17 protein-coding genes and 1 riboswitch are annotated in these 24,405 nt (G+C 43.0%); of the genes, 6 read left to right on the top strand and 11 right to left on the bottom strand.

Annotation, left to right across the window (positions count from 1 at the left end; genetic code table 11):
• Positions 1–47: 47 nt before the first annotated feature.
• The 4 genes from BN3283_RS03965 to htpG all read right to left on the bottom strand — a co-directional run bounded on the left by BN3283_RS03965 (position 48) and on the right by htpG (position 3,964).
• The gene (locus BN3283_RS03965; protein WP_147625534.1) at positions 48–386 is read right to left on the bottom strand and encodes a hypothetical protein; all 339 of its coding nucleotides are present in this window, start codon (positions 384–386) and stop codon (positions 48–50) included.
• Between the two features lie 74 nt (positions 387–460).
• Positions 461–1,114 (bottom strand): uracil phosphoribosyltransferase, encoded by a 654-nt coding sequence (upp, locus tag BN3283_RS03960; RefSeq protein ID WP_082027558.1) that lies wholly within the window; start codon positions 1,112–1,114, stop codon positions 461–463.
• Between the two features lie 65 nt (positions 1,115–1,179).
• Positions 1,180–1,803 carry an HdeD family acid-resistance protein gene (locus BN3283_RS03955; RefSeq protein ID WP_059025711.1) on the bottom strand — a complete coding sequence of 208 codons (624 nt, stop codon included), beginning with the start codon at positions 1,801–1,803 and terminating at the stop codon, positions 1,180–1,182.
• Between the two features lie 109 nt (positions 1,804–1,912).
• Positions 1,913–3,964, bottom strand: a complete 2,052-nt coding sequence (gene htpG / locus BN3283_RS03950) for a molecular chaperone HtpG (RefSeq protein ID WP_041502026.1) — start codon at positions 3,962–3,964, stop codon at positions 1,913–1,915.
• Positions 3,965–4,133: 169 nt separating this feature from the next.
• Between htpG and BN3283_RS03945 the strand changes: the two genes are divergently transcribed.
• The gene (locus BN3283_RS03945) at positions 4,134–5,141 is read left to right on the top strand and encodes an AI-2E family transporter (protein ID WP_041502027.1); all 1,008 of its coding nucleotides are present in this window, start codon (positions 4,134–4,136) and stop codon (positions 5,139–5,141) included.
• Here BN3283_RS03945 and BN3283_RS03940 read toward each other — a convergent pair whose 3' ends face one another.
• Positions 5,142–6,320 carry a DUF4468 domain-containing protein gene (locus BN3283_RS03940; protein WP_059025710.1) on the bottom strand — a complete coding sequence of 393 codons (1,179 nt, stop codon included), beginning with the start codon at positions 6,318–6,320 and terminating at the stop codon, positions 5,142–5,144.
• Positions 6,321–6,401: 81 nt separating this feature from the next.
• Positions 6,402–6,992, bottom strand: a complete 591-nt coding sequence (locus tag BN3283_RS03935; protein ID WP_059025709.1) for a lipocalin-like domain-containing protein — start codon at positions 6,990–6,992, stop codon at positions 6,402–6,404.
• A 143-nt stretch (positions 6,993–7,135) separates the two neighbouring features.
• Positions 7,136–7,271, top strand: a riboswitch (TPP riboswitch).
• 62 nt (positions 7,272–7,333) lie between these two features.
• On the opposite strand from BN3283_RS03935, the gene thiS reads away from it, so the two are divergent.
• The 5 genes from thiS to thiH are packed head-to-tail and all read left to right on the top strand — an operon-like array spanning position 7,334 to position 13,298.
• A complete protein-coding gene (gene thiS / locus BN3283_RS03930) occupies positions 7,334–7,534 on the top strand; it encodes a sulfur carrier protein ThiS (RefSeq protein ID WP_041502030.1) in 201 nt (66 codons plus the stop codon).
• 52 nt (positions 7,535–7,586) lie between these two features.
• On the top strand, positions 7,587–9,338 hold the full coding sequence (gene thiC / locus BN3283_RS03925; RefSeq protein ID WP_147625533.1) for a phosphomethylpyrimidine synthase ThiC: 1,752 nt from the start codon (positions 7,587–7,589) through the stop codon (positions 9,336–9,338).
• Positions 9,339–9,395: 57 nt separating this feature from the next.
• Positions 9,396–11,381, top strand: coding sequence for a thiamine phosphate synthase (locus BN3283_RS14260; RefSeq protein WP_082667063.1), 1,986 nt, complete (start codon positions 9,396–9,398; stop codon positions 11,379–11,381).
• Between the two features lie 4 nt (positions 11,382–11,385).
• Entirely contained in the window at positions 11,386–12,156 is a 771-nt protein-coding gene (locus BN3283_RS03915) for a thiazole synthase (protein WP_059025708.1), read from the top strand.
• Between the two features lie 35 nt (positions 12,157–12,191).
• Entirely contained in the window at positions 12,192–13,298 is a 1,107-nt protein-coding gene (thiH, locus tag BN3283_RS03910) for a 2-iminoacetate synthase ThiH (RefSeq protein ID WP_059025707.1), read from the top strand.
• A gap of 150 nt (positions 13,299–13,448) precedes the next feature.
• Here thiH and BN3283_RS03905 read toward each other — a convergent pair whose 3' ends face one another.
• From BN3283_RS03905 to BN3283_RS03885, 5 genes are all read right to left on the bottom strand, one after another.
• Positions 13,449–15,734 carry a Gldg family protein gene (locus tag BN3283_RS03905; RefSeq protein WP_059025706.1) on the bottom strand — a complete coding sequence of 762 codons (2,286 nt, stop codon included), beginning with the start codon at positions 15,732–15,734 and terminating at the stop codon, positions 13,449–13,451.
• A gap of 112 nt (positions 15,735–15,846) precedes the next feature.
• Positions 15,847–18,132 carry a Gldg family protein gene (locus tag BN3283_RS03900; RefSeq protein ID WP_041505419.1) on the bottom strand — a complete coding sequence of 762 codons (2,286 nt, stop codon included), beginning with the start codon at positions 18,130–18,132 and terminating at the stop codon, positions 15,847–15,849.
• A 6-nt stretch (positions 18,133–18,138) separates the two neighbouring features.
• Positions 18,139–19,059 (bottom strand): ABC transporter ATP-binding protein, encoded by a 921-nt coding sequence (locus BN3283_RS03895; RefSeq protein WP_059025705.1) that lies wholly within the window; start codon positions 19,057–19,059, stop codon positions 18,139–18,141.
• A 102-nt stretch (positions 19,060–19,161) separates the two neighbouring features.
• Positions 19,162–21,753: a zinc-dependent metalloprotease gene (locus BN3283_RS03890; RefSeq protein ID WP_082667062.1), complete on the bottom strand. Its 2,592-nt coding sequence runs from the start codon at positions 21,751–21,753 to the stop codon at positions 19,162–19,164.
• Positions 21,754–21,785: 32 nt separating this feature from the next.
• The gene (locus BN3283_RS03885; RefSeq protein WP_059025704.1) at positions 21,786–24,392 is read right to left on the bottom strand and encodes a zinc-dependent metalloprotease; all 2,607 of its coding nucleotides are present in this window, start codon (positions 24,390–24,392) and stop codon (positions 21,786–21,788) included.
• Between the last annotated feature and the right edge of the window lie 13 nt (positions 24,393–24,405).

Raw genomic sequence — 24,405 nt, 5'->3', positions numbered from 1 at the left:
GGTTCTACACGATCGCATCACCTATCGCGATCAAAAACCATATAGACTCAAACTTTGAATTGCAGTGCCTTTCCGGGCGCCCGGATGGGATTGGCCGCCACGTCAGGAGACTTAAACCCGGGAAGCGCAACCCACGAACAAGAAAAACGATCTGCAATCAAATCGGATATTGTCGTTAAGCTTTGGGCTCCAAACACATCAAAAGCCAGTTCATCAACTGACTTTTTCTCCAATGCAACGGTAATAATCTTTTGAGTAGAAGATATCAATAACCTGTAACTATCCCTTCCGACAGGTACACTTTCATTACGTCCGCCGGAAGGCATTGTCACGACACATCCGGCCACGACATAAAGTGCTGCTAACAGGTATTTATTCATTTCCACAAGCCAAAGATAATACAATAAAGTTAAAAACTAAACGTTAACAAAAAAAGATAGAGAAAAATCGCTTTACCTTCTTATAACTTTTCTCCAAAAGCCAAATCCCCCGCGTCTCCGATTCCCGGATCGATATATGATTTATCGGTCAACCGCTCATCAATAGCTCCAGTCCACAAAGTAACCGGTTCCTCTTTTAATGCTTCGGTCACATGATACAACCCTTGTCTACTGGTTATAATTGCCGCAATATGGGTATGATCGGGTTTTCCGCCTTGTTTCAACAACTCACGATAAGCAACCACAAGGGAGGCTCCCGTGGCCAACATAGGATCAACCAACAACAGTTGTTTCTTTCTCAGATCCGGCGTATATATCGAATCAAAACGGATCTCAAAGCCGTGATCATCTCGGTAAGCACGTCGGGCCGAAATAAAAGCATTCTCTGCACTGTCGAAATAGTTTAAAAAGCCTTGATGAAAAGGAAGTCCCGCCCTCATGACAGAGGCAACAACAACCTTATCCGTCGGTAACATAACCTCAGCCACATCAATCGGAGTACGTACCTTACACGTATCGTAACGAAAGGTCTTACTGATCTCGTAAGCCATAATCTCCCCCACCCGTTCCAAATTCCGACGAAAACGCAAGGAATCCTTCTGAATGTTTATATCCCGTAACTCTGCCAAAAAACGGTTATAAACAGAATTTTCTTCATTGATTACCTTTACCATGATACTTTGTAGATCTTTTTTATTCTGCCACAAAGAAAACAATAAAATTCGAGAACGTGAAAAATTCAGTTATCCTCTTTGATCTCTTCGTAATCCGCATCTTCGATCTCCCCGCCACCCATCTTCTGGCGTTGTTCTTCCTCTTGTCTCTGCTTACGTAGTTTATTAATATTATACTGATTGATCAAATCGGTCACTCCGTAAAAGACAGTGGTAATCCCGAAGAAAGTGATGATCCCTTCTTTGGCCGAGAAAGGATTGGCAAATACAATAAATCCAGCCAACAGAATCAACACGGGAAACAAATAATTTACAGCAGAAATCGGACCGAATTTCCGTGCGGACGTCAACAATACCAACTGTCCGATACCGGCAACAAGCAGAATAAATCCCAACAAATACATCAACATATTGGTAAAGAAATCCGCCATAAACCATAATAAAAGGCCCAGAATAATACTTCCGATTCCATTAAAGGATGATAATTCGCCTGGAGAATCTTCACCCTTGTCTCTATATGAGACAATCAGTGACACCAATCCGGTTATAAAAAATACGGCCCCGATAATTTTCACCGTATAATTCAACACCTCCGTAGGCCATAATACTAAAATAAGTCCTAAAACGATCGCGATAATTGACTTTATTACCGATCTTTTGTAGCTTGTTGAAGAATAAATAATCTGCATAGAGTTATGTATAAAATGACATCAATTATGTTTAACGAAGATAATTCTTTTTTGTTTTCCCATGACAAAAAAGAAGCCGGATTTTTATCCGGCTCTTTCTTTATGCAGATCATTTAATCAATTCTATGCTTCTTTTTACAAACTTATTCAACGCTTCACCCTTCAACAGGCCATTAGCAAGAAGAGCCAAATCGATCAACTGCCCCACGATCTTATTCCCGCGTCCGTACTCTTCCAACAAAGTCGTTTTTTGTTTCCTTAAATCGGCAATGGTCTTATCGTATTCGGTTTTCCGGTCTTTATCCACCTGAGGAATTTCTTCCTCTTTTTTTCCTTTGTTCAATTCATCCAACTCCGTTTTCTTACTTTCGGTCTCTTTGATCTCGAAGTCCAAGGGTTCCAGTTTAGCATTCATCGCCTTTTTCTCTTCCTCTAAAACCTCGTTGACCAACTTATGGTCCGTATTTACAACCAAAGTATACTGGTCTCCCATCGACCCGTAAAAGCTCATTCCCGGATTCATGGCAGCCATCTCCTTCATTCGGCGCATAAATTCGGCACGGGTAACGACAACCGGTTCATTATCCTCTCCCATAGCTTCGAAAGAGACCATGAACATACCGTTATCCTTGGGAAGTTGCGAAGAGAAAACGGTACGAAGTTCCTCTTGTTCGACAGCACTCCAAGTCGTCTCTTTCGTTTCGGATTTTTGAATCAATTTATCTATGACATCCGCATCTACCCGTACAAAACGATGATCCGGATTTTTTTGCTCCAGGTGATTGATAAAATGGGTATCCAGCTGACCGTTCATCAAAAGCACACTGTATCCTCTATTCTTGGCTTTTTCAATATAAGTATATTGCTCATGTACGTCCGTAGCATACAAATAAACGATCTTATTATCCTTATCCGTCTGGTCCGGTTTGATCAAGTTTTCGTACTCTTCAAGCGTGAAATATTTTCCGTCGGTATCCCTGAAAAGAAAAATTGCCTTGGCTCTCTCATCGAATTTTTCATCCGTCAACATTCCATATTGGATAAAAATCTTCAAATCATCCCATTTTTTCTCGTACTCTTCCCTGTTGCTCGAAAAAATATCGCTCAGGCTATCCGCAACTTTCTTCGTGATATGATTGGAAATTTTTTTCACGTTACGATCGCTTTGCAGATAAGAACGGGAAACATTCAAAGGAATATCCGGAGAATCGATTACCCCGTGTAGCAAAGTCAAATACTCGGGAACGATGCCCTCGACCGAATCGGTTACATAAACCTGATTCGAATAGAGTTGGATCTTGTTTTTCTGTATTTCGAATTTGTTATCGATTTTAGGAAAATAAAGGATACCCGTCAGATTAAACGGATAATCCACGTTCAAATGGATATGGAACAACGGATCCTGGGCCATCGGATACAGTTGATGATAAAATTTCAAGTAATCCTCCTCTTGCAAATCCGAAGGTTTACGTGTCCAGGCCGGATTTATATCATTGATTACATTATCCTCTTCCGTATCTTTGTACTCTCCGTCTTTCCACTCTTTTTTCTTTCCGAAGATAATTTCGACAGGCAGGAACCTACAATATTTGGTCAGCAATTCGTTGATTTTATTATCCTCGAGAAAATCTTTCTCCTCTTCATTGATATGCATGACAATATCCGTTCCCCGCTCTGCCTTCTCCGTCTCCTCCATCGTGTATTCGGGAGTTCCGTTACAAGACCATTTCACGGCTTTTGCCCCTTCTTTATAAGATTTGGTGATAATCTCCACCTTATCGCTCACCATGAAAGATGAATAAAAGCCTAATCCGAAATGACCGATAATTGCCGCCCCGTTATCCTTGTATTTTGCCATAAACTCCTCCGCTCCGGAAAAAGCGATCTGATTAATATACTTTTCGACCTCTTCCCCCGTCATTCCGATACCATTATCGGAAACCGTCAATGTTCCTGCCGCTTTGTCAGCCTTCACTCTTACTTTCAACTCTCCCATTTCCCCCTTGAACTCTCCGCTTGTGGCTAACACTTTCAATTTTTGGGAAGCATCCACCGCATTAGAGACAATCTCTCTCAAGAAAATATCATGATCAGAATATAAAAATTTCTTGATAATCGGGAACAAATCCCCCGTTGAAACACCAATCTTTCCTGTTGACATAGTTCTATATTTTTAATTTAGTTATTTTTGAATTTACGCAATCTTTCCGGCAATTGTTATGCCAAATCCAAACAAATGACGATTTGACAGTTCTTAATACATCCGTATAACTTTTTTCTTTCGTTTATCGTTAATTAGTCGATATTCATTAAAATAAACAGAAACACTTATGAGTAACATAAAAGAACAATACTGGAAATATTCGCTTATCATCATTATCTTCGTGTTAGGAATCATCTTGTTTATCAAATTCATTCCCTTTTTAGGCGGTATTTTAGGTGCGATAACCATATATATTCTTCTCAGACAACAAATGTTGTACCTGACAGAAAAAAAACATATGAAACGAGGGCTAATGGCGTTTCTGATGCTATGCGAAACCATCCTTTGTTTTTTAATTCCGCTATTTCTGGTTATTTGGCTACTTGTAAATCAATTGCACGCCATAAATCTCGCTCCCCAAACGCTTATCGCCCCCATTGAACGGCTGGCGGATCTCATCCAGCAACACACGGGCTATTACGCCTTAAGTAAAGACAATATTGCCTCTATGGTCTCTATTTTACCCAAAATAGGACAATTTCTCATGGGAAGTATCAGCAGTTTTACCATGAACGTATTGGTTTTGCTTTTCATACTCTACTTCATGTTAATCGGCGGAACCAAAATGGAAGCCTATATCAATGACATTCTTCCTTTCAACAAAAAGAATTCCCGGAATATATTGCATGAAATCAACATGATCGTAAAATCAAACGCAATCGGAATTCCTCTATTAGCCATCATTCAGGGAGCTATCGCCATGTTAGGATATTATATCTTCGGAACCCCCAGCCCGTTGATATTCGGCATACTGAGTTGCTTCGCAACGATTATTCCCGTCATAGGTACAGCATTGATCTGGATTCCGTTAGTCCTATACATGGGATTAAGCGGAGACTGGGGACACGCGATCGGTTTAACCGTTTACGCCATCATCGTCATTGCTAACGTGGACAATCTAATCCGTTTTGTATTACAAAAGAAAATGGCCGATACCCATCCGTTGATTACCATATTCGGAGTAGTTATCGGCCTTTCTCTATTCGGCTTTATGGGCGTAATCTTCGGTCCTCTTCTCTTATCTATCTTTATTCTTTGCGTAAACATATTCAAAGAAGAGTATTTAGACAACTGATTATTTCACCCATACGTTTACGATTTCGCCGATATAGACTTTATGCAGTTGCTTACCCGCCCATTTTTCTTTCAATTGCTCGTCGAATATAGCTTCCGGAGTTATAGACTGAGAAATCATCTTACGGCATTCGATAATCATCCACGCCTCGGAAAATGCCTTACTCCCGGAAGGAGTTGTAATCGGTGTTAATCCGCTTTCCTTAACCTTATCGGCATCTTTTCCCGAATGATTCCCACAATATTCCAAAACTTCCCTATAAGTCTCCGTGAAAAAAGAGATCGTGTAGGTGTCTCCTTTTTCCATCAGTTGATAGGTATAACGAGTAGGATATATAAAACTAAAGGCGACAGGTTTATTATACAGATACCCCAAACCGCCCCAACTGGCTGTCATCATATTGAATTTTTCGTCATTGCCGGCTGTAATCAAAGACCAACCTTCTGAAAGCATTTTGATTATATTTCCGGGAATTTTATCCGGAGCAATTTGTTTATACCCCTCCAATTGACTGGACGAGTGGGTCATGTCTGCCGCCATCTCCCTGGCGATCTCGACCGGGGCAACCGCCTTCAACGAAGTATTGGCATTTGTTTTCGTCTCACCGACGTTACCTCCCAATACCTTGACGATATCGTCGTACATACGATCTACCAAATCGATCGTATGAATTCTAAATTTACCGGTCGCCCGAATTAATTTATCTCTCTTTTTGGTCAAGGTATGCTCGTCCGTGATCGTACTCTCGGCCCGCAACAGCTCCATACCGTTCGTACGTCCCGTATTATACGAATAGATAATAGAGCTGATCTTCATGTAACAATTTCCGGAGAAACTCGTCAATGATACCTGATAAGTTATTACCGCACGGTCTAACGCTAACAATTTATCGGCAAATATCAAATACTCCTGTCCTTGACAAACGATAGTCCCACCCTGAGGATCCATATATAAAACCCGACTCTCCAACTCTTTATCGGCTACGAATCGTTTTTCCGCCCACTGACTTAATTTCTCATAAATCTGATCTCGAGTAAGTCCGGGCGCTTCAATTACTTTGGTAAAAGTAACCATACCATCTACTACCGGAACCGCTCCGGCCAAGTATTTTTTATCGGTTTTTTCCTGTGCGAAAAGTATTGTCGGCACAAACAAAAGTAAAAATAAAAGCTGTTTCATAGATTTATTACTTAATGATATGTAGCAAAGATAACAGGAGTTAACGACATTTCCGGTTTAGAAGCGTTAAAATTGATCATTTTATTTTCGACGAGCTAAACGCCAGCATATTGCGTTATCCCTTGACAAAACCAACGAATCTGCATTTAGTTTTACAATATTCAACGTATCTTGTCCTTCGATTGTCTGTCCGTTACCTACACTCTTGTATCCCAATATCAACACTCCATCGTTCAGCTCCCAATTCCTTATTTCTAAGGTAGCCATACCGACAGTGGATGCGGTCCCGTCCTGATTCAACGTAAACCCCTGTTGATCATCAGCATCTATCGGATTCGGTTCGAGCCAGGTTCCCTGAATGTAATAGTAAGGCGAATGTACGGTCACGATAAGTTGCCGAGCTTTTAAAACAGTCCCGTTACCCATTCGTTCTTTCCGGTAAGAGATCTTGACGGAATCATCAATCAGTACGCCGGGAACTTTGGCAGGATCTGTATCCATCGTACTGATATCGACCGTATCGCCTTTCGTCGTAATCACGATAATATTATTCATCGAAGCATCAAAAACGACGCCGCTAAGCGTTTGAATCTTACCGGGAGATTGGCAGCCGCCCGCTCCAAACACGATCAACAGAGACCAAAACAAAGCCAGGTAAATCACTTTTTTCATATTCAAATTATTTCCATCTTTCTCGTTTTTCAGATATACAAAAATACGAAAATTATCCGGAGGTATCCTCTCTGAATAATTCTTTCGTTAAATATTCCTTTCCTTGCTTTTTTAATAAAATTATGCTTAGCTTTGTCTTGACATTTTTCAACAAGGGGTGCCTAAGAAATGAGATAATTTCATTTCTATCTGTAAACACAGATCAATACAACGGGCTGAGATCATACCCTATAACCTGATCCGGGTAATGCCGGCGTAGGTAGAGTGCATTCCCTTTTTGAATTTTGATTAATAAAAAACCGGTCGGAACTCACGTTCAACCGAACAAAAACAACGAGGTTATGCAAATTTTCATCAACGACAAAGCAACACATTGTTCTCCGGAAAACACCTTAAAAGAGGTATTGAGCAACAACGGTATTCCCTTCGAAAATATTGCCGTTGCCATTGACTTTACCGTTATTCCCAAAACCGAATGGGAAAATACGAAACTACAAGACGGAAATAAGATCATCATCATCAAAGCCGTACAAGGCGGCTGAGAATATCCTTGGATCGACCAAAACAGAAAAATCATCAAATCAAAATCATATTATGGAAAAAGAAATGGAAGTTTCCTGCGGTCCGCTGCCAGGATCTGAAAAATTTTACGTGAAAGGAGAGATATTCGATATTGAAGTACCCATGCGCAGAATCAATCTCTCCCCGACCATAGATTTGGATGGCCAAAAAGTAGAAAACGAACCGGTTGTCGTGTACGATACCTCCGGACCCTATACGGACCCCGCCTACAAGGTCGACCTGAATAAAGGTCTCCCCAAAATCAGGGAACGATGGCTCAGAGAAAGAAACGATACCGTACAATTAGAAGGATTAAGCTCCGAATACGGACAAATGAGGCAAAACGACCCCTCGCTGAATCACCTTCGTTTCGAACACGTGAATACGCATCCGCGAGTAGCTAAGCCCGGTCAGGGCGTAACGCAAATGTATTATGCCAAGAAAGGAATCATCACTCCGGAAATGGAGTTTATTGCCATCCGGGAAAATCAACAGGTAGACCAAATCCGGGAAAACTATAAAAGAGAGAAAGGAGAACCTTTAGGGGCTCACGTTCCGGCATACATCACGCCGGAATTTGTTCGGCAGGAAGTAGCGGCAGGCAGAGCCGTCATCCCGGCCAACATCAATCACCCGGAGAGCGAACCGATGATCATCGGTCGCAATTTCCTTGTCAAGATCAATGCCAATATTGGAAATTCTCCGATCACATCGACCATTTCGGAAGAGGTTGAAAAAGCCGTATGGGCTTTCCGTTGGGGGGCCGACACGATCATGGATCTCTCCACCGGCAAAAACATTCATGAAACCAGGGAATGGATCATCCGGAACTCCCCGGTTCCCGTGGGGACCGTACCCTTGTATCAAGCTTTGGAAAAAGTACGGGGAAAAGTGGAAGAGCTAAATTGGGAAATATACCGCGATACCCTGATAGAACAAGCCGAACAGGGAGTCGATTACTTTACAATCCATGCCGGCTTAAGGTGGCATCATGTACCGCTTACCCTAAAGCGTCTTACGGGAATCGTTTCCCGGGGAGGAGCGATTATGGCACATTGGTGTACCACCCACAAACAAGAAAGTTTCCTATATGACCATTTCGAAGATATATGCGAGATTCTGGCTAAATACGATGTGGGTATATCCATCGGAGACGGACTCCGTCCGGGATGTATAGCGGATTCCAACGACGAGGCACAGATTGCCGAATTAAAAACACTCGGTGAACTGGCAAAAATTGCCTGGAAGCACGACGTACAAGTACTTATCGAAGGCCCGGGACACGTTCCTATGCAAAAAATTCGAGAAAACATGGAATTAGAGCTGGACTATTGCAACGAAGCTCCTTTTTACACTCTCGGTCCCCTCGTGACGGATATTGCCCCGGGATACGATCATATTACGTCCGCTATCGGCGGAGCCATGATCGGCTGGTACGGAACTTCCATGCTCTGTTACGTGACACAAAAAGAACACCTCGGTTTACCCAATCGGGACGATGTCAAGGAAGGTGTTATCACGTTCAAATTAGCCGCTCACGCGGCTGACTTAGCCAAAGGACATCCCGCCGCTTACTGGCGGGATTATGCCATGAGCAAGGCTCGTTTCGAATTCCGTTGGAAAGACCAGTTTCATTTAGCCTTAGATTCGGAGAAAGCTTTACGTTTTCACGACGAAACATTACCGGCCGAAGGTCATAAAGAGGCTCATTTCTGCTCCATGTGCGGAGAACATTTTTGTTCCATGAGGGCAAGCGAAAAATTAAGAAAGAAAATAAATCAATAACATGAACGAAGGAGAGATATCAATCATGTGTATCTCTCCTTCCCTAAGGAAAACTCTATGATTATTGTTATAACTCCTCCCGAATTTATTCCCCACGAAGAATCGATAATAAACAGACTCTTTGAAAACGGATTACATCTGTTACACCTGAGAAAACCGGGAGGAAGCCGCAAGGATTACGAAAATTTCATCCAAAAAATTATTCCCGCGTTTCGGAACAGAATCGTCATTCATGACCATTTCGGCCTGGTAAAAACATACGGGCTAAAAGGTGTTCACTTAAAATACGAACAAGTCGCTCAATGGAAAGAGAAAAACGCGTATCACCACGTTAGTGTTTCCTGCCATACCGTGGAAGAAATAGACCGCATACCGTTTCACACCGACTACCTCTTCTTAAGTCCCATATTCGACAGTATTTCGAAATACGGTTATCGGTCAAAGTTTGATCCGGATACTTTAAAAAGCTTCCTAAACTCCACGGACAAACAGATCATAGCTTTAGGAGGAGTCGATGCGGATCGCGTTTCATCCTGCCGCAAAATGGGTTTCGCAGGCGTAGCCCTATTGGGCTATATATGGAATAAACCCGAAGAAGCCATTTCTCGCTTCCTGAAATTATTCCCCACTCCGGTACTAAGTATAGCAGGATTCGATCCCAGTTCCGGAGCCGGAATCAGTTCCGATATCAAAACGTTTGAAAATTGCGGGGTATACGGACTGGGAATCTGTACAGCTATAACATTTCAGAATCAAAACGAATACCTTGAAACCCGATGGTTGACATTCGAGGAGATTACCCGACAATGCGATATCATTCTGCAAGAATTCTCACCCCGGGTTATCAAAATCGGACTGATTAAAGATTTTACTCTTTTGGATCAGATCGTCGCTTACTTGAAGCAAAAACTTCCCCGGACAAAAATAATTTGGGATCCCATACTAAAAGCCAGCGCCGGATTCGAATTCCACCGACATGACGACCGCAAAAAATTGATGAGTATTTTGCGAAAAATTTACTTAATTACCCCCAATGCGGAAGAATTAAGTAAATTATTCTCTCTTCCGGCTGAAAACTATAACGAGAATATCACCCGATTGCAAACTGTTTGTCACTCCTTACGGACAAACATCTTATGGAAAGGCGGTCATAACCGGGAAGAATACCCTACCGATCGGTTGATAACGGCGACGCATGAATACTCGGGTTCCGTTTCCCGTAACAAACACGATAAGCACGGTACGGGATGTGTTCTTTCGGCCGTTATCGCTTCCCGATTGGCACAAGGCTACTCCTTACCGGTAGCCTGCCGGGAAGGACAACTATATGTCTCCGATTTCATTCAATCCAACGATACCCGTTTAGGAGTACACCCTTCACGGTATTCTCCCCTGTTTAAAACCGACCTACACCGACTTCCGTTACAATACATCACCGACTTCAAAGAGGGGATGAGTATCCCGGAGCAGGTCGAAGCCGCATGTAAAGGAGGAATACGCTGGATACAATTGCGGATGAAAGAAACCGATCGATCCGAATGCCTAAAAACCGGGGCAGAAGTAAAGGCCATTTGCCAGAAATACAACGCCCTTTTCATTATCAACGACCGGGTCGATATAGCTTTGGAATTAGATGCGGACGGGGTACATCTGGGCAAGGAAGATATGAACCCACTCGAGGCCCGCAAGTTACTGGGAAACGATAAAATAATCGGTGCCACGTGCAACACGTTGAAAGATATAATGACCCGCTCCGTTCAACGGATTGATTACATCGGTTTAGGGCCGTTTACCTATACTACAACCAAGAAAAAATTAAGTCCTGTTCTGGGATTGGAGGGGTATCGAAACATCATGGAATCTTGTCGAAAAACAGGAATAAACATTCCGGTATACGCTATCGGAGGAATCAAAGAAAAAGATATTTCTCCTTTATTTTCCACGGGTATATCCGGAATAGCTCTCTCCTCTCTCATCAAAAACAGTGAGAATCTAACAAGTAAAACAGAAGAAATCATAAATCTTATAATCAATAAAATTTAGCAGCATGGAACCACTTAAAATAGCTGATAAAGTGTTTACTTCACGATTATTTACCGGCACCGGTAAATTCTCGTCCAATGCTTTAATGGAAGAGGCCATTAAAGCATCCGAGTCCCAATTGGTAACGGTTGCTCTTAAAAGAGTGGATATGTCAGAAAAAGAGGACGATATCTTAATTCATTTAAAAGCTCCCCATATCACACTTTTACCGAACACATCAGGGGTTCGAACGGCCAAAGAAGCTGTTTTCGCCGCCCGACTTGCCCGGGAGGCTTTGGGAACGAACTGGTTGAAATTAGAGATCCATCCGGATCCCAAATACCTGTTACCGGACCCCATCGAAACCTTAAAAGCAACCGAAGAACTGGCAAAATTAGGCTTTGTCGTTCTTCCTTACATTCAAGCCGATCCTGTACTCTGCAAACACTTAGAGGAGGCCGGAGCAGCCACTGTTATGCCTTTGGGCGCTCCTATCGGTACGAACAAAGGATTAGTCACGAAAGATCTGTTGGAGATTATCATCGAACAAAGTAATATTCCGGTGATCGTGGATGCCGGAATCGGAGCTCCTTCCCACGCGGCGGCAGCCATGGAGATGGGTGCAGCGGCCGTATTGGTAAATACGGCGATTGCCGTCTCTCCCGACCCGGTAGGGATGGGTCGGGCTTTTAAATTAGCGGTGGAAGCCGGTCGGATGGCATTCGAAGCCAAGTTAGCCAAACAATACCGACACGCACAAGCCAGTTCCCCGCTGACCGAATTCCTGAATCTATAAACGTTTGCCAGAATCACTAAATTACAGCATCAATTATGTCTTTTTATGATACCCTACAAACCTACGACTGGGAAGATGTGAAAAAAAACATCATGGACAAGTCGAAAAACGATGCCATTGACGCCATCAACAACCCGCACCGAACCTTGGACGATTTTATGGCTCTCATCTCTCCTGCAGCCGCTCCGTTACTGGAAGATATGGCACAGGAAGCCAATCGACTGACATTGGCCCGTTTCGGAAATACGATCCAACTCTATATTCCCCTTTATGTTTCCAACTACTGTACCAATTTCTGTGTTTATTGCGGATTCAATCACGATAACGAACTTCATCGTAAGATGTTAACATTAGAAGAGGTGGAAGCAGAAACTCAAGTAATCACCCGATGGGGATTTAAACATATCTTACTCGTATCGGGAGAAGCTCCCGCCAAAACCGATGCGGATTATTACGAACAAGTAATCCGTTCCATCCGGGATAAGTTTTCACAGATAGCCTTGGAAGTACAACCTTTAGAAGAAGCTGAATACGCCCGTTTAGCCGAAGCCGGACTCAGTTTCGTATGCGTATACCAAGAAACTTACAACGAGAAACAATACCCTCTGTATCATCCTAAGGGTCGAAAAGCCAATTATCGGTATCGTCTGGAAACTCCCGATCGGGTATGTAGAGCCGGAGTTCAAAAAATGGGAATAGGAGCTTTACTCGGATTGGAAGACTGGCGAACCGATTCGTTTTTCACGGCATTACACTTGAAATACTTGGAAAAAACCTATTGGCGAACCAAGTATTCCATCTCTCTTCCCCGCCTGCGCCCACATGCAGGAGCTTTTACACCCAACGATCCGATCAATGACAGGGAGATGGTCCAATTAATATGTGCCTATCGCCTGTTGGATCAAGAAGCGGAAATATCCATATCTACCCGAGAAAGCAGAGCATTCAGAGACCATGTCATGCACCTCGGTGCGACCTCCATGAGTGCCGGATCGAGTACCGAACCGGGAGGGTATGTCGTCCCCCATAAGGAGTTGGAACAATTTGCCATCAACGACAACCGTACGCCTCAGGAGATGGTGGAAGCCATCAAAGCACAAGGCTACGAACCGGTATGGAAAGATTGGGATAAATGGATGTAAATAAAAAATAGGATGATTTGAAAACAACAAATCATCCTATCCAACACTAAATTATCTATAAAACAAAACGTGCCGAAAAATGAACTCCGGTTCTATTCCATTTTTCATCATTTCCTCAAAACCGAAATTATCTTCGGCACGATTTAACTTTTATCTTCCCCTCCTACGGATCCAGATAAAGAGGGCCATAAAGATCAGGAAGGCGGTCAACACACCCATAAAACCGATCTTCGTGGCAATAGCACCGGCCTCACTCACGTACAATTCGGTATCCGTCGTGCTCGGACGGCGAATGTCGATCGGCACCTCTTCATGAGACAACCAATAGAAAGAACCGATGATGACAGAGTAATTCATGGCTCTCACGTCTTTCCTGCTCATACTAACCTCTCCGTTACTGATACAATCGGCATCTCCCAGAATGATAATACGCTGCTCTTTGTCTCCTATTTTTCTTGAAAGAGCAAGAGCCGTAGGATAAGCTTGTTCCGTCTCTCCCGTTTTTTCATCTATCGTAGGAATATCATCGATAAAATCGGTGGTCTGCAACTCATTCCAGCTTCCCACGGTATCGCTCATGAAAAGAGGCGTAACCGTGTATCCTTTATCTCCCGTGTACGCCAAAGCACTACTACTGGGCATGGTCACACACCCTTCCCATCTCCGAATCCCGTCGAAATGATAACATAGCTCACAAGCTGCCTGTGTCGGAGTTACCATAATCAAATCGGGCTGGAAATTCTCGCTTTTTTTCACCAATACTCCCGGTAAAATCTGAACGCCAAACGGTTCAACTATCGGATTCATAAACTCCCGACGTTTGGGTTCGGAGATGATCAACAAATCTCCTCCTCTCGCGACGTACGCATCCAACCTGGCCTTTTCTTCCGGAGTAAGCGCCTGTTTCATTTCGGCTATAACCAAAATACGTACATCGTCCGGAATATCCTGATCCAACGTAACCTCTTTGGCATCAAAACCTTGATTGATCAAAGCATAACGGAATTTTTTATCTTGGGCAAAACGTTTATAGTCCCGGTCTCCCTCCTTATTGATATCCCTCTCCCCGTGTCCTGTCAAAAAGCCGACTGTCGGAAGGTCCATTACCAGTCGCTTCAACGCCGCCGTAATTTCACTCTCTCCCGGGAATTTCCGCATATCGTCATAAACACGCAAAAACGTCTTTTCTCCGCTTTCACGCTCTATCAAACGCACGAACCGATTCCCTTCCGGTTGCAAATCCACCATTTCCCGAATCTTTTCCGGCGGTAAAAACATATTGGAATCCAAATCCCAGATCTCACATAATTTCTTTGCCCGTTCCTTATCGCTCAAATTCGGATAACGCTCGTCCAGATGTTTGTTTTCCGCTTTATCGTAATAATAGACGTATTTGATTTTGATCTCCGGTTTAAAACGCACGTAATCCTCAAAATGTCCCCGGTTCATATTCATCATTCGAGGCAGACCGAAACGGTAATCCTCATCCAACAGATTGACGTAAGTCGTGATCGTCAAACCGCCATTCAAACGCTTCACGATATCCTGACTATTGGGTGTCAAGGTATTACTTTTGGTGGAGGTAGCATCATAATACCCCATCAATACCGGACGAGAAGAAAAATACCCCAGTAACATAGCGATACAAACCACTCCTACATATTTGCCCCAACGAACGCAGAAAGAAATCTTTTGTCTCCGTGCTTGCAAACGCAAAATACAGAGCATTAAGAACATGGCTATTACAATGACGAAATAGAGAAAATCTTCACTGCATATCATTCCCCTCAGGAAAGTACCGACGCGTCCTCTCATGGACAACCAATAGGTAATATCCCTTACAAAATCAATATCCTGCCATAAATTTCCCACCATGTTCAAAACAGCCAATATAGCCAAGGTTCCCATTGCCGCAACGACCTGATAGGAAGTTATACTGGACATAAAGAGTCCGATAGCCGCGTAAGCACAGATTAACAGATAAATTCCCAGGAACTGGGTCAAAAGGGTTCCGATCTCCATATCCTTAATGGTAAACACACCATAAAGGAAGAACAAGAATAAAACACCGATTAAAACCAAGGCGTAAATCATCATGGAAAGAAATTTTCCCAAAATAATTTGAGCGTTGGTCACGGGCGAAGAATACAATAATTTAATAGAGCCGCTCCCCAATTCACGACTCATCAATCCCATGGTTAACAACGGAATATAAAGATAAAGGTACTCCGTCATTTGCCATAACATATACCCGAAAGCTCTTCCTGTTACAGATCTCAAAGGATAACCCAAAGAGACACTTTGTACCATATCGGATATACTTTCAGTAAACATCATGCTTGCCTGAAACGTGTATATAATCAGAATCAACCAAGCCACAGGCGAATAGAAGAGGGTCTGCAATTCTGCTATCGCTAATTTATAGATTGTCTTCATCAACTTTGTTTTAATTAATAATTTTATTTTATATCTCACAACAACCGAAGCTCTAATAAGTTCCGGGATCACGCACTTTCCCGGAAACTTTTATACAAAAACACCTACGGTATCATCTTCCCCGTCTACGTATCCAAATAAACAGAGCGAAGAATATTAAAATGGCAGGAAAAACTCCCAAAAATCCGATTTTCGCAACTGACATCCCGATTTCACCGACATAAACGGCATTATCGGGAGGAGTCGGGCGTCGCATATCAATAGGAACTTCCTCATGCGATAACCAGAAGAAAGAACCCGTAAGGATATTGAAATTCATCGCCCAAACATCTTTCCGTTGCATACCCAACTCGCCGTTACTGATACAATCGGCATCACCGAAAATGATAATTCTTTGCTCCTTTTCTCCCACTTTTCGAGACAAAGCCAAGGCTATCGGCAAGCTCTCCTCTTTCTCTCCTTCCAAAAGATTCAAGGTAGCGACGTCATCGATAAAATCGGTCGTCTGCAATTCATTCCAGCTCCCCGCCGTATCGCTCATGAAAAGAGGAGTCACGCTATATCCCTTATCCGCCGCGTAAGCCAAGGCCGAACTTCCCGGAAACGTTACACACCCTTCATAATCGATGATCGTCTGGAAAGGATAAGAGAGTTCTCCCGCCTCTTTTGTCGGAGTCGTAATGATCAAATCCGCCTGAAAATTCTCCGTAGGCTTCACCAAAACCCCAGGTAAAAATTTTACTCCCAGGGGTTCCACAATCTGATTCATAATATCCCTACGTCTCGGCTCCCCTAAAATCAATAAATTTCCTCCCCTTTCGATATAAGCGTCCAATCTCATTCTCTCCTCCGGAGTCAGCGCTGATTTCATCTCGGCTATCACCAGTATCTCTATATCCGGAGCAATATCTTTATCCAAAGTTACCTCCGCAACATCAAAACCTTGATTGATCAAAGCATAACGGAACCACTTATCCTGAGAAAAACGATTATAATCCCTATCTCCCTCCTTTTTCGGATCACGTTCCCCGTGTCCTTGCAAAAAACCGACAATGGGCAATTTCATGATCAGACGTTTGAAGGCAGCCGAAATCTCCCCTTCACGCGGGTTCCGATCAAATCCCTCGTAAAAACGCAAGAAGATCCGTTGTCCGTTCTCCCGTTCCACCAAACGAACAGAGTGGTTTTTCTCCGCTTCCAAGTCGATAATTTTCTTTATCTCTTCCGGAGGAAGTACGATCGTGGAATCGATACCCCAACACTCTATCATTTTCCGGGCTCTCTCCTTATCCGTCATATTCGGGTACATCTTATCCAACTCTTTGTTTTGAGCATCGGCATAGAAATAAACATACTTCATCTTTATCTCCGGCTTAAAACGCACGTATTGTTTGAAAACCTCCTTATCCCAATTAACATTTTCGGGTAAAGTACTGTAAAAATCATTATCCAAAATATTGGTAAAAGTAGTAATCGTCAATCCCCCGTCCAATTTTTTGACAATTTCCTGACTATTGGGCGTCAGTGTATTGAATTTTGTCCGGGAAGCATCGTAATAACTCATAAACACGGGACGGGAAGAGAGGTATCCCAACAACATGGCAATACCGACAACACCCAGGTATTTCCCCCAACGGACGATCCAAGATATCCTTTGTCTTCTGGCTTGCAAACGCAGGATACACAACATTAAAAACATTGCGATCACAATGACAAAATAGAGAAAATCCTCACTACATATCAACCCGCCGATAAATTCATCCGCCCGTCCGTCTATGGATAACCAAAATGTAATATCTTTTACAAACTCTATGCCTTGCCACATTCCTTTTACATAGCTCAATACGGCAAGAACTGCCAAAGTTCCCATAGCGGCAACCACTTGATACGAAGTTATACTGGACATAAAAAGCCCGATAGCCGCGTAAGCGCACAACAACAGATAGAGTCCTAAAAGACCGCTGAGCATATATGGAATATCCACCATTTTAATCGTACATACGCCAAAAAAGACAAATACGATCAAAACACCTATCAACACGAAACAGTAAAGCATAAGGGAAAGATATTTTCCCAATATGATCTGAGTATTGGTAACCGGTGAAGAATACAATAATTTAATCGAACCGCTCCCCAACTCTCTACTCATGATCCCCATGGTCAACAAGGGAATGTAAAAATAGAGATATTGTTGCATGGCTCTGAAAAATGGAAAATAAGTTTCCGCAGTAACATTGTACACAGGATAACCTAATGATTGGGCACGTACCAAGCCTCCGAAAAGATTGGTATAGACCATTCCTGCCTGAAAAGTAAAAATAATCAGAATCAACCAGGCTACCGGTGAGTAGAATAACGTTTGTAATTCTGCCAACGCCAATTTATATATGGTCTTCATCGTCTCTTACTTTTTGGATAATTCGGCAAATACGGCATCTAATGAGCTCTTTTCCAGATGTATATCATTCAACCTCCATCCTCTGGCCACACTTGTCTCTACCACACGTTCGATAACATCCTGGTTATCGGAAAATTGTAACCTGAATTTCGTTCCTCCCAACTCCTCCACGTTAACTACTCCCGGAACCTTAGCCAATTCATCCACGGCAGGCGGAGCGATCAACGAAACAAATATGGTATTCGGTATGATATAATTATCGAACTCGTCTACCGTCCCGGCAAAAACCAATCTACCCTCCTCAATCATACGGATATAATCACAGGTAGCCTGAACCTCCGGCAAGATATGTGTCGAAAGGATGACAGTACGTTCCTCTGCAATCTCTTTGATCAAATGACGCACTTCCACGATCTGGTTCGGATCCAACCCGTTCGTCGGTTCGTCCAACACTACAAATTCCGGATTATGAATGATAGCCTGCGCTATTCCCAATCGTTGTTGGTATCCCCCGGAAAGGTTACGTACCAAACGCTTATTAAAATGAGAAATACCGCAACGTCCCATAGCATCTTTTACAGCGTCTTTCACTTCCTTAGATGGCATTAAACGCATATTGGCACAATGGGTTAAGTACTCCTCTACCGTCATATCCATATGCAAAGGCGGTTTTTGCGGTAAAAAACCCAAATGTTTCTTAGCCTCTACGGGATTTTCTCGCATACTGACCCCCTTTATATAAACATCTCCCTCCGTCTGTTTTAAAACGCCACACATGATATTCATCGTGGTCGACTTCCCGGCCCCGTTGGATCCGAGAAGACCATATATACCATTAGTGTTGATTTCAAAATTAATATCCCGGATAGCCCACTGAACCGTGTAGCGATGGGATAGATTTTCAACTTTTACGATCGATTCTTCCATACAATTATTAAATTTTAGTTATTGAACATCCTTTCATCGGGTTTCCTTTGTCGTCATTCATGGAGAACAGAATGACGACAAAGAGAAACCGGAGAAGAAACATTAATTTAGAGCCTGTTCCAATTTATGGATCAGTAATTTATAATGAAGCCGAGTGTCTGAAGAACCGGTCATCGCCTGGTTTTTCAACAGATTCAACGTCTTTTTCATTAAATCGTAATAGTAAGGAGCCATATCTGCGTTACCCATCTGAATATCCACGTAATAGCTGAATCCCTGCTTATCCGCCGGCCCCCTATTTCCCATCACCTGCCCGTAATATTTCAGACTTTTGGCCCTAACGCTCTCGGGAACTTCCACGATCATACGTACCCGGCCTTTTCCTCCCTTGGCATCTTTTTCCACGTTGGCACCGCCGATCACCTGACTCAAAAGAGCCAATTGCATTTTCTTTTCGACGTTAGACAAGGTTTTTCCTTGTTTGGTAGGCGTAAAAATAAAATCATACAAATCGTTTAAATAGTCTGAAGACGTGTATACCTGATTGGCAGGAGCCTTCTCCGCACAATAAGAGACAGCCCCCAATCGTCCTAAAATCCCGCTCATAATTTTATCTTCCAACTCCCTGGAAATATTTCCCATCAAAGGCATCTCTTTTTGAAAATCAGGATTCTCCAACCATCCGGCATCCTTTATCTGATTTAACAAAAATCTCAATGCCCGTTTTTGTTTCTCGCGCGGAACAAAAGCGTAATTCGGACGTTTATCTCCCTGATAACTTTCATTCAAATAAATTCCTCCGATATTGGCTGCCACATGATTCAGGTAACGTACATACTGGTATACGATCTCGTTATACATCCTTTCACGGAAAGAGTAATCCAAATCCTCCCCGGCCGTCCACTCGTTTAAATGAGCCAGTACATATTTAAGATTTTTCACACCGTAAGTCGCTGATTTGATTGCGTCGTCTCCCAAATCCTCCTCGAACGAACTCGGATCATAGTGTGCCCAAATTTGTTGTTTTCCATAACGATAAATCGGGTCTCCCGATTTATCGGAAATCCAACGTTCCAATGTCGGAAGCTCATCCTTAGACGTTTGGGCATCCGGAAGAAACGTATACAACCATTTGATGGCATAATAATCATATAATCCCAAATTAGGGGGTGTCATCTTCACACCACGAGCAGCATCTCCCGGTTGAGCCACGTAATTGTTACGGGCATAATCCATAATAGAATAAGTCGTGCCGTACTTCCGCGTGAATGACGGGGAACGCAAAGAATCCGTCGGGATAGCCGCCGAAGCTGCCATGTTATGCATTAATCCTAAACAATGGCCTATCTCATGAGCAATCACGTAACGAATACAATCTCCAACTGTAGCGTCGTCCAATTGTATCTTACGAACAGAAGGATCCGCCGGAGACGTCTGCAAGAAACGCCAATCCTGTACCAATTGGATGAGGTTATGATACACCGATACGTTAGCTTGCAGGATCTCTCCGCTTCTCGGATCTGTCCAAGAAGGCCCCATGGCGTTGGCAACAGAGGAAGGAGAATAACGTACACAAGAGTAATTCAGATTCTCCGGATCGAAATCGGGATCGTCTTTAGGAAAATCCTTGGCAATAATCGCATTTTTAAAACCGATCTTTTCGAAAGCCGCCTGCCACACCTCGACACCAGCCTTTACATATTCCTTCCACGCCGCAGGGAAATTATCGTCCACATAGAAAACAATGGGCTTTATCGGTTCAACCAGCTCACCCCGTTTATAAGCCTCCACATCTTTCGGTTCCAAACGCCAACGATTGGCATCATAAACCACCTCTACTCCTCTCTCCTTATCACTATACAAATACTTACCTCCGAAGAATATTCCAATCCGGGGATCGGCTATCCGGGAACGCATCGGCTTTTCCGGCAATAAAAGGAACGTCCGGCTCATGGTTGCCGTGTAGGGCATTTTATAAAGCCAGTACCAGTTATCGGCATTAATACTCACGGTATAAGTAAAAGAGGTCTGCACGTTCACGTTATTTTCAAACGCACTGATTTTTCCGATCTGGGTATGTGCCTGCTGAAACTCTTTTTCCAATCTGGCATCTCTCCAATACTCCATTAAAATCGGCATCCATGGAGAAAAAGGATCCAACTTCTCATTTTCGTTAGTCAAAAAATCCGTCATATCGATGACCACGGCCGTACTATCCGGAGAATAGGCTTTTATTTCAAAATTCTTAATAACAGCCTGAATAGCACTCAACTCCACGTTTTGACGCATCCGTTCGTTATCCGTCGTATGCAAGGAGTTTGCCTCACGTAAGTTCAATAAAGAATCCGTACGAGTAAACACAACGTGAAGAGGCTCATGCGGTTTTTCTCCCACCGCCCCGAACAAACTGCTCGAATTCTCGGCAATCGCAGATCCGATCAGCATCTCTTTACCCAACAAATTCAAAGGTATCTCAAAATAAACTTTACCGTCTATTTTATGAACCGTCATCAACCCTTTCGCACTCTCGTGAGCTTTATCTTTAAAAAGTTTGTCATAAGCCGATTCCTTCTCAGGTGCTTTTACCTCTTGCTCTACTTCCCCTTTCCCCTTCTTCCCTTTCTTTTTCTGAGCCTCTGCAAGGAATGGCATCAACAAAACAACTAACAGTATAATAATCGTGTTGTTTTTCATGATATATCTTTTTTAACTTTATTACTTATTGTTTATTTCTTAGACATGGCTTTACGAATCCGATACAACAAGTACTCGTAATGGGCTTTCGTATCGCCGCTACTGGAAAGAACAGCCCCTTGCAATAATTTTTGGATCCTTACCAACATGGAATAATATTCCGGAGCCGCATTGTATCCTTTCGCTGTTGCGACATATCCTTGATAACCGCTACGTTGCGACGGCAAATAATCGTTCCTCCACTTTTGCTCCATTCGATTGAATTCTCTCATATCCGGTTTCCAGTAAACCAAGTTCTTCCCGGCCACAAAAGGGAATCTCTGTTGTTCCTTTTCAAAAGAAGCCGGAGATTCAGCAACGGCGGAAGAAGCCATAACCACACCTACAAAACTCCTTTGCAAAAATCGTTCATCCTCCGTCAACGCACGTTTTTTCAACGTCCCCTCCCAAATATAGGCATACAGGTCATCCAAAAATTCATCCGGAGTATAAGCATCGCCCGATTTTTCAGCACATAATTTCAGATCGCCGACCTTACCGAGTAAGCTACCGATAACGGCTAACTGCATCTCCCGAGAAGGAACTCTCGCGTACCCCAATCCGGTCTCTTTTGTATACTCTTTATCATCCATCCATCCGAACGTTTTAGACATATCCAAAACATAACGTACGATCTCTTGTTGACGCTCCTTGGGTACAACGGTAAAAGTCGGCATATCCTCGTCCGCAGTAACCTCATTCAGGTATATTCCACCCACGTATCCCAATAAGTTATTCATTTCATTCGATAACAGATTGGAAAAAGAGGAATGAAGGGAAGTCCTTATACGCAAATCCTTATCATCTTCTTTGAACCACTCTCTGAAATGTTTCATGGCATATTTAATATTGTTGATCTTGTATTCGAGAGATTTCATCGGATCGTCTCCCAAATCGCCCCTGTTCCGGCGAGGATCTCCCAACAAACGGTAGAAACTCCATATCATGGGACTGTACCTATAATTGAGTTCTTTTTTAGCTTCGATAATCCACCGGTTTAAAACCTCTGTTTCATCCTGCGGTTTCACTGTCCCTTCTATTGGTTGGTACAACCATTTAACGGTAAAATAATCAAACTCGCCAATCCCCTTGGAAAACATACGGACGCCCTTTTCCATATCTCCGGGTTGTGCGATATAGTTACAAGCCACGAGATCCATAACGGAAGGCGTCAATCCGTGGGCCCGGGTAAATGTTGCGGAACGTAAAGAATCTACCGGATAGACAGAAGAGGCCATGAAATTATCAGTAAATCCTAAACAGACACCCATCTCTCTGGCCACATCCGATTTAATCACATCTCCATAAACTTCCACCGGAATATGATTGTTACGGATTTGAGGGTTAACAGCCATCGTATTCATTTTCAATTCATAAGTAGGATCATATCCCACCGGGATAAGAATAGAAGCCGATATAATCTCTCCCGTACGCGGATCGCAATACCTCTGAGATTTTACATCATACATCTTAATCGGAGCATACAAAATGGTAGAATGACTCACGTCTGCCATATCGAAATCAGGATCACCCTTCGGACAATCTTTCACTTGAATCGCATTTTTAAAACCGATTTTCTCGAATGCAGCATTCCACTCCTTAACACCGGCTATCACGTAGGGCTTTATCGACTCCGGTATTAACGTATCGATATAAAAAACAATGGGTTTTTTAGGTTCCACCGTTTTTCCTTCCCGGTAAGCTTCCGGATCGGAAGGTTCCAAACGCCATCGATTCGTGAAATATACCGATTTCACACCCTTCAGGGGAGATTCGAAACCGCTTTCCCGGTTATATTCCACATTTACGCGGTAATCCGCCAGACGAGGCAACATCTTCTCTTCCGGTAAAAGCATCAATATCCGATTGGCCTCGATAGATACCTTCATATCTTTTTCTATAAGGAACATACCGAAGAAGTAAATATCCACATCGTATCCCATCTCGCAAGTCACCGCAACATTTGTCGGATAAGCCTTTACCCCTTTCAAAAAATTACGATCTTCCTGAAATTTATGATCCCGTACGGAAAGACCAAAAAATGAATTTCCGGCATAGTCGGTAAAGGGTGTCGTATAAATACTGTGAGACATAAACAATGAGGTCATATCCACCACTACGGCACTGCTATCCGGAGTCCACGCTTCGATCTTGTAACTCCCGTATACTCCGGGCATGGCCGAGCGATTAAAGGCTTCGTTGACACCTAAATCGTCCGTCATGTTTCTTAAAGGATTCATAAGCAGTAACCTGGCCTGAAGGACAGAATCCATACGGGTAAATTTCAAAGGTACTCCGGGACCGGAAAACTCTCCCACGGCACTCTCTCCGCAATCGCTGATTCTTTCCACGGAAGAGGTAAACAACATCTCCTTATTCAACAGGCGCACCGGAAATTCCACGTAAACCTTATCGCCGACCTTATGAAGGGTCATTAAACCGCGAGCCGTTTGAACCTGCTTACCATCGAACAATTTTTGATAGGCAGTCAACTCTTTCTTCTTTTTATCTTCTTTCTTCTTCCTTCGTTCCCCGGCAGAGGCATCACACACGCCAAACACAAGAGTAAAAAGAAACAATATGTATATGATCTTTTTCATAATTTTCTATTTT

The organism is Gabonibacter massiliensis (assembly GCA_001487125.1).
GTDB classification, from domain to species: Bacteria; Bacteroidota; Bacteroidia; order Bacteroidales; family Marinifilaceae; genus Gabonibacter; species Gabonibacter massiliensis.
Note: the sequence above shows the minus strand (reverse complement) of the source record. Positions and strands in the feature narration are given on the sequence as shown.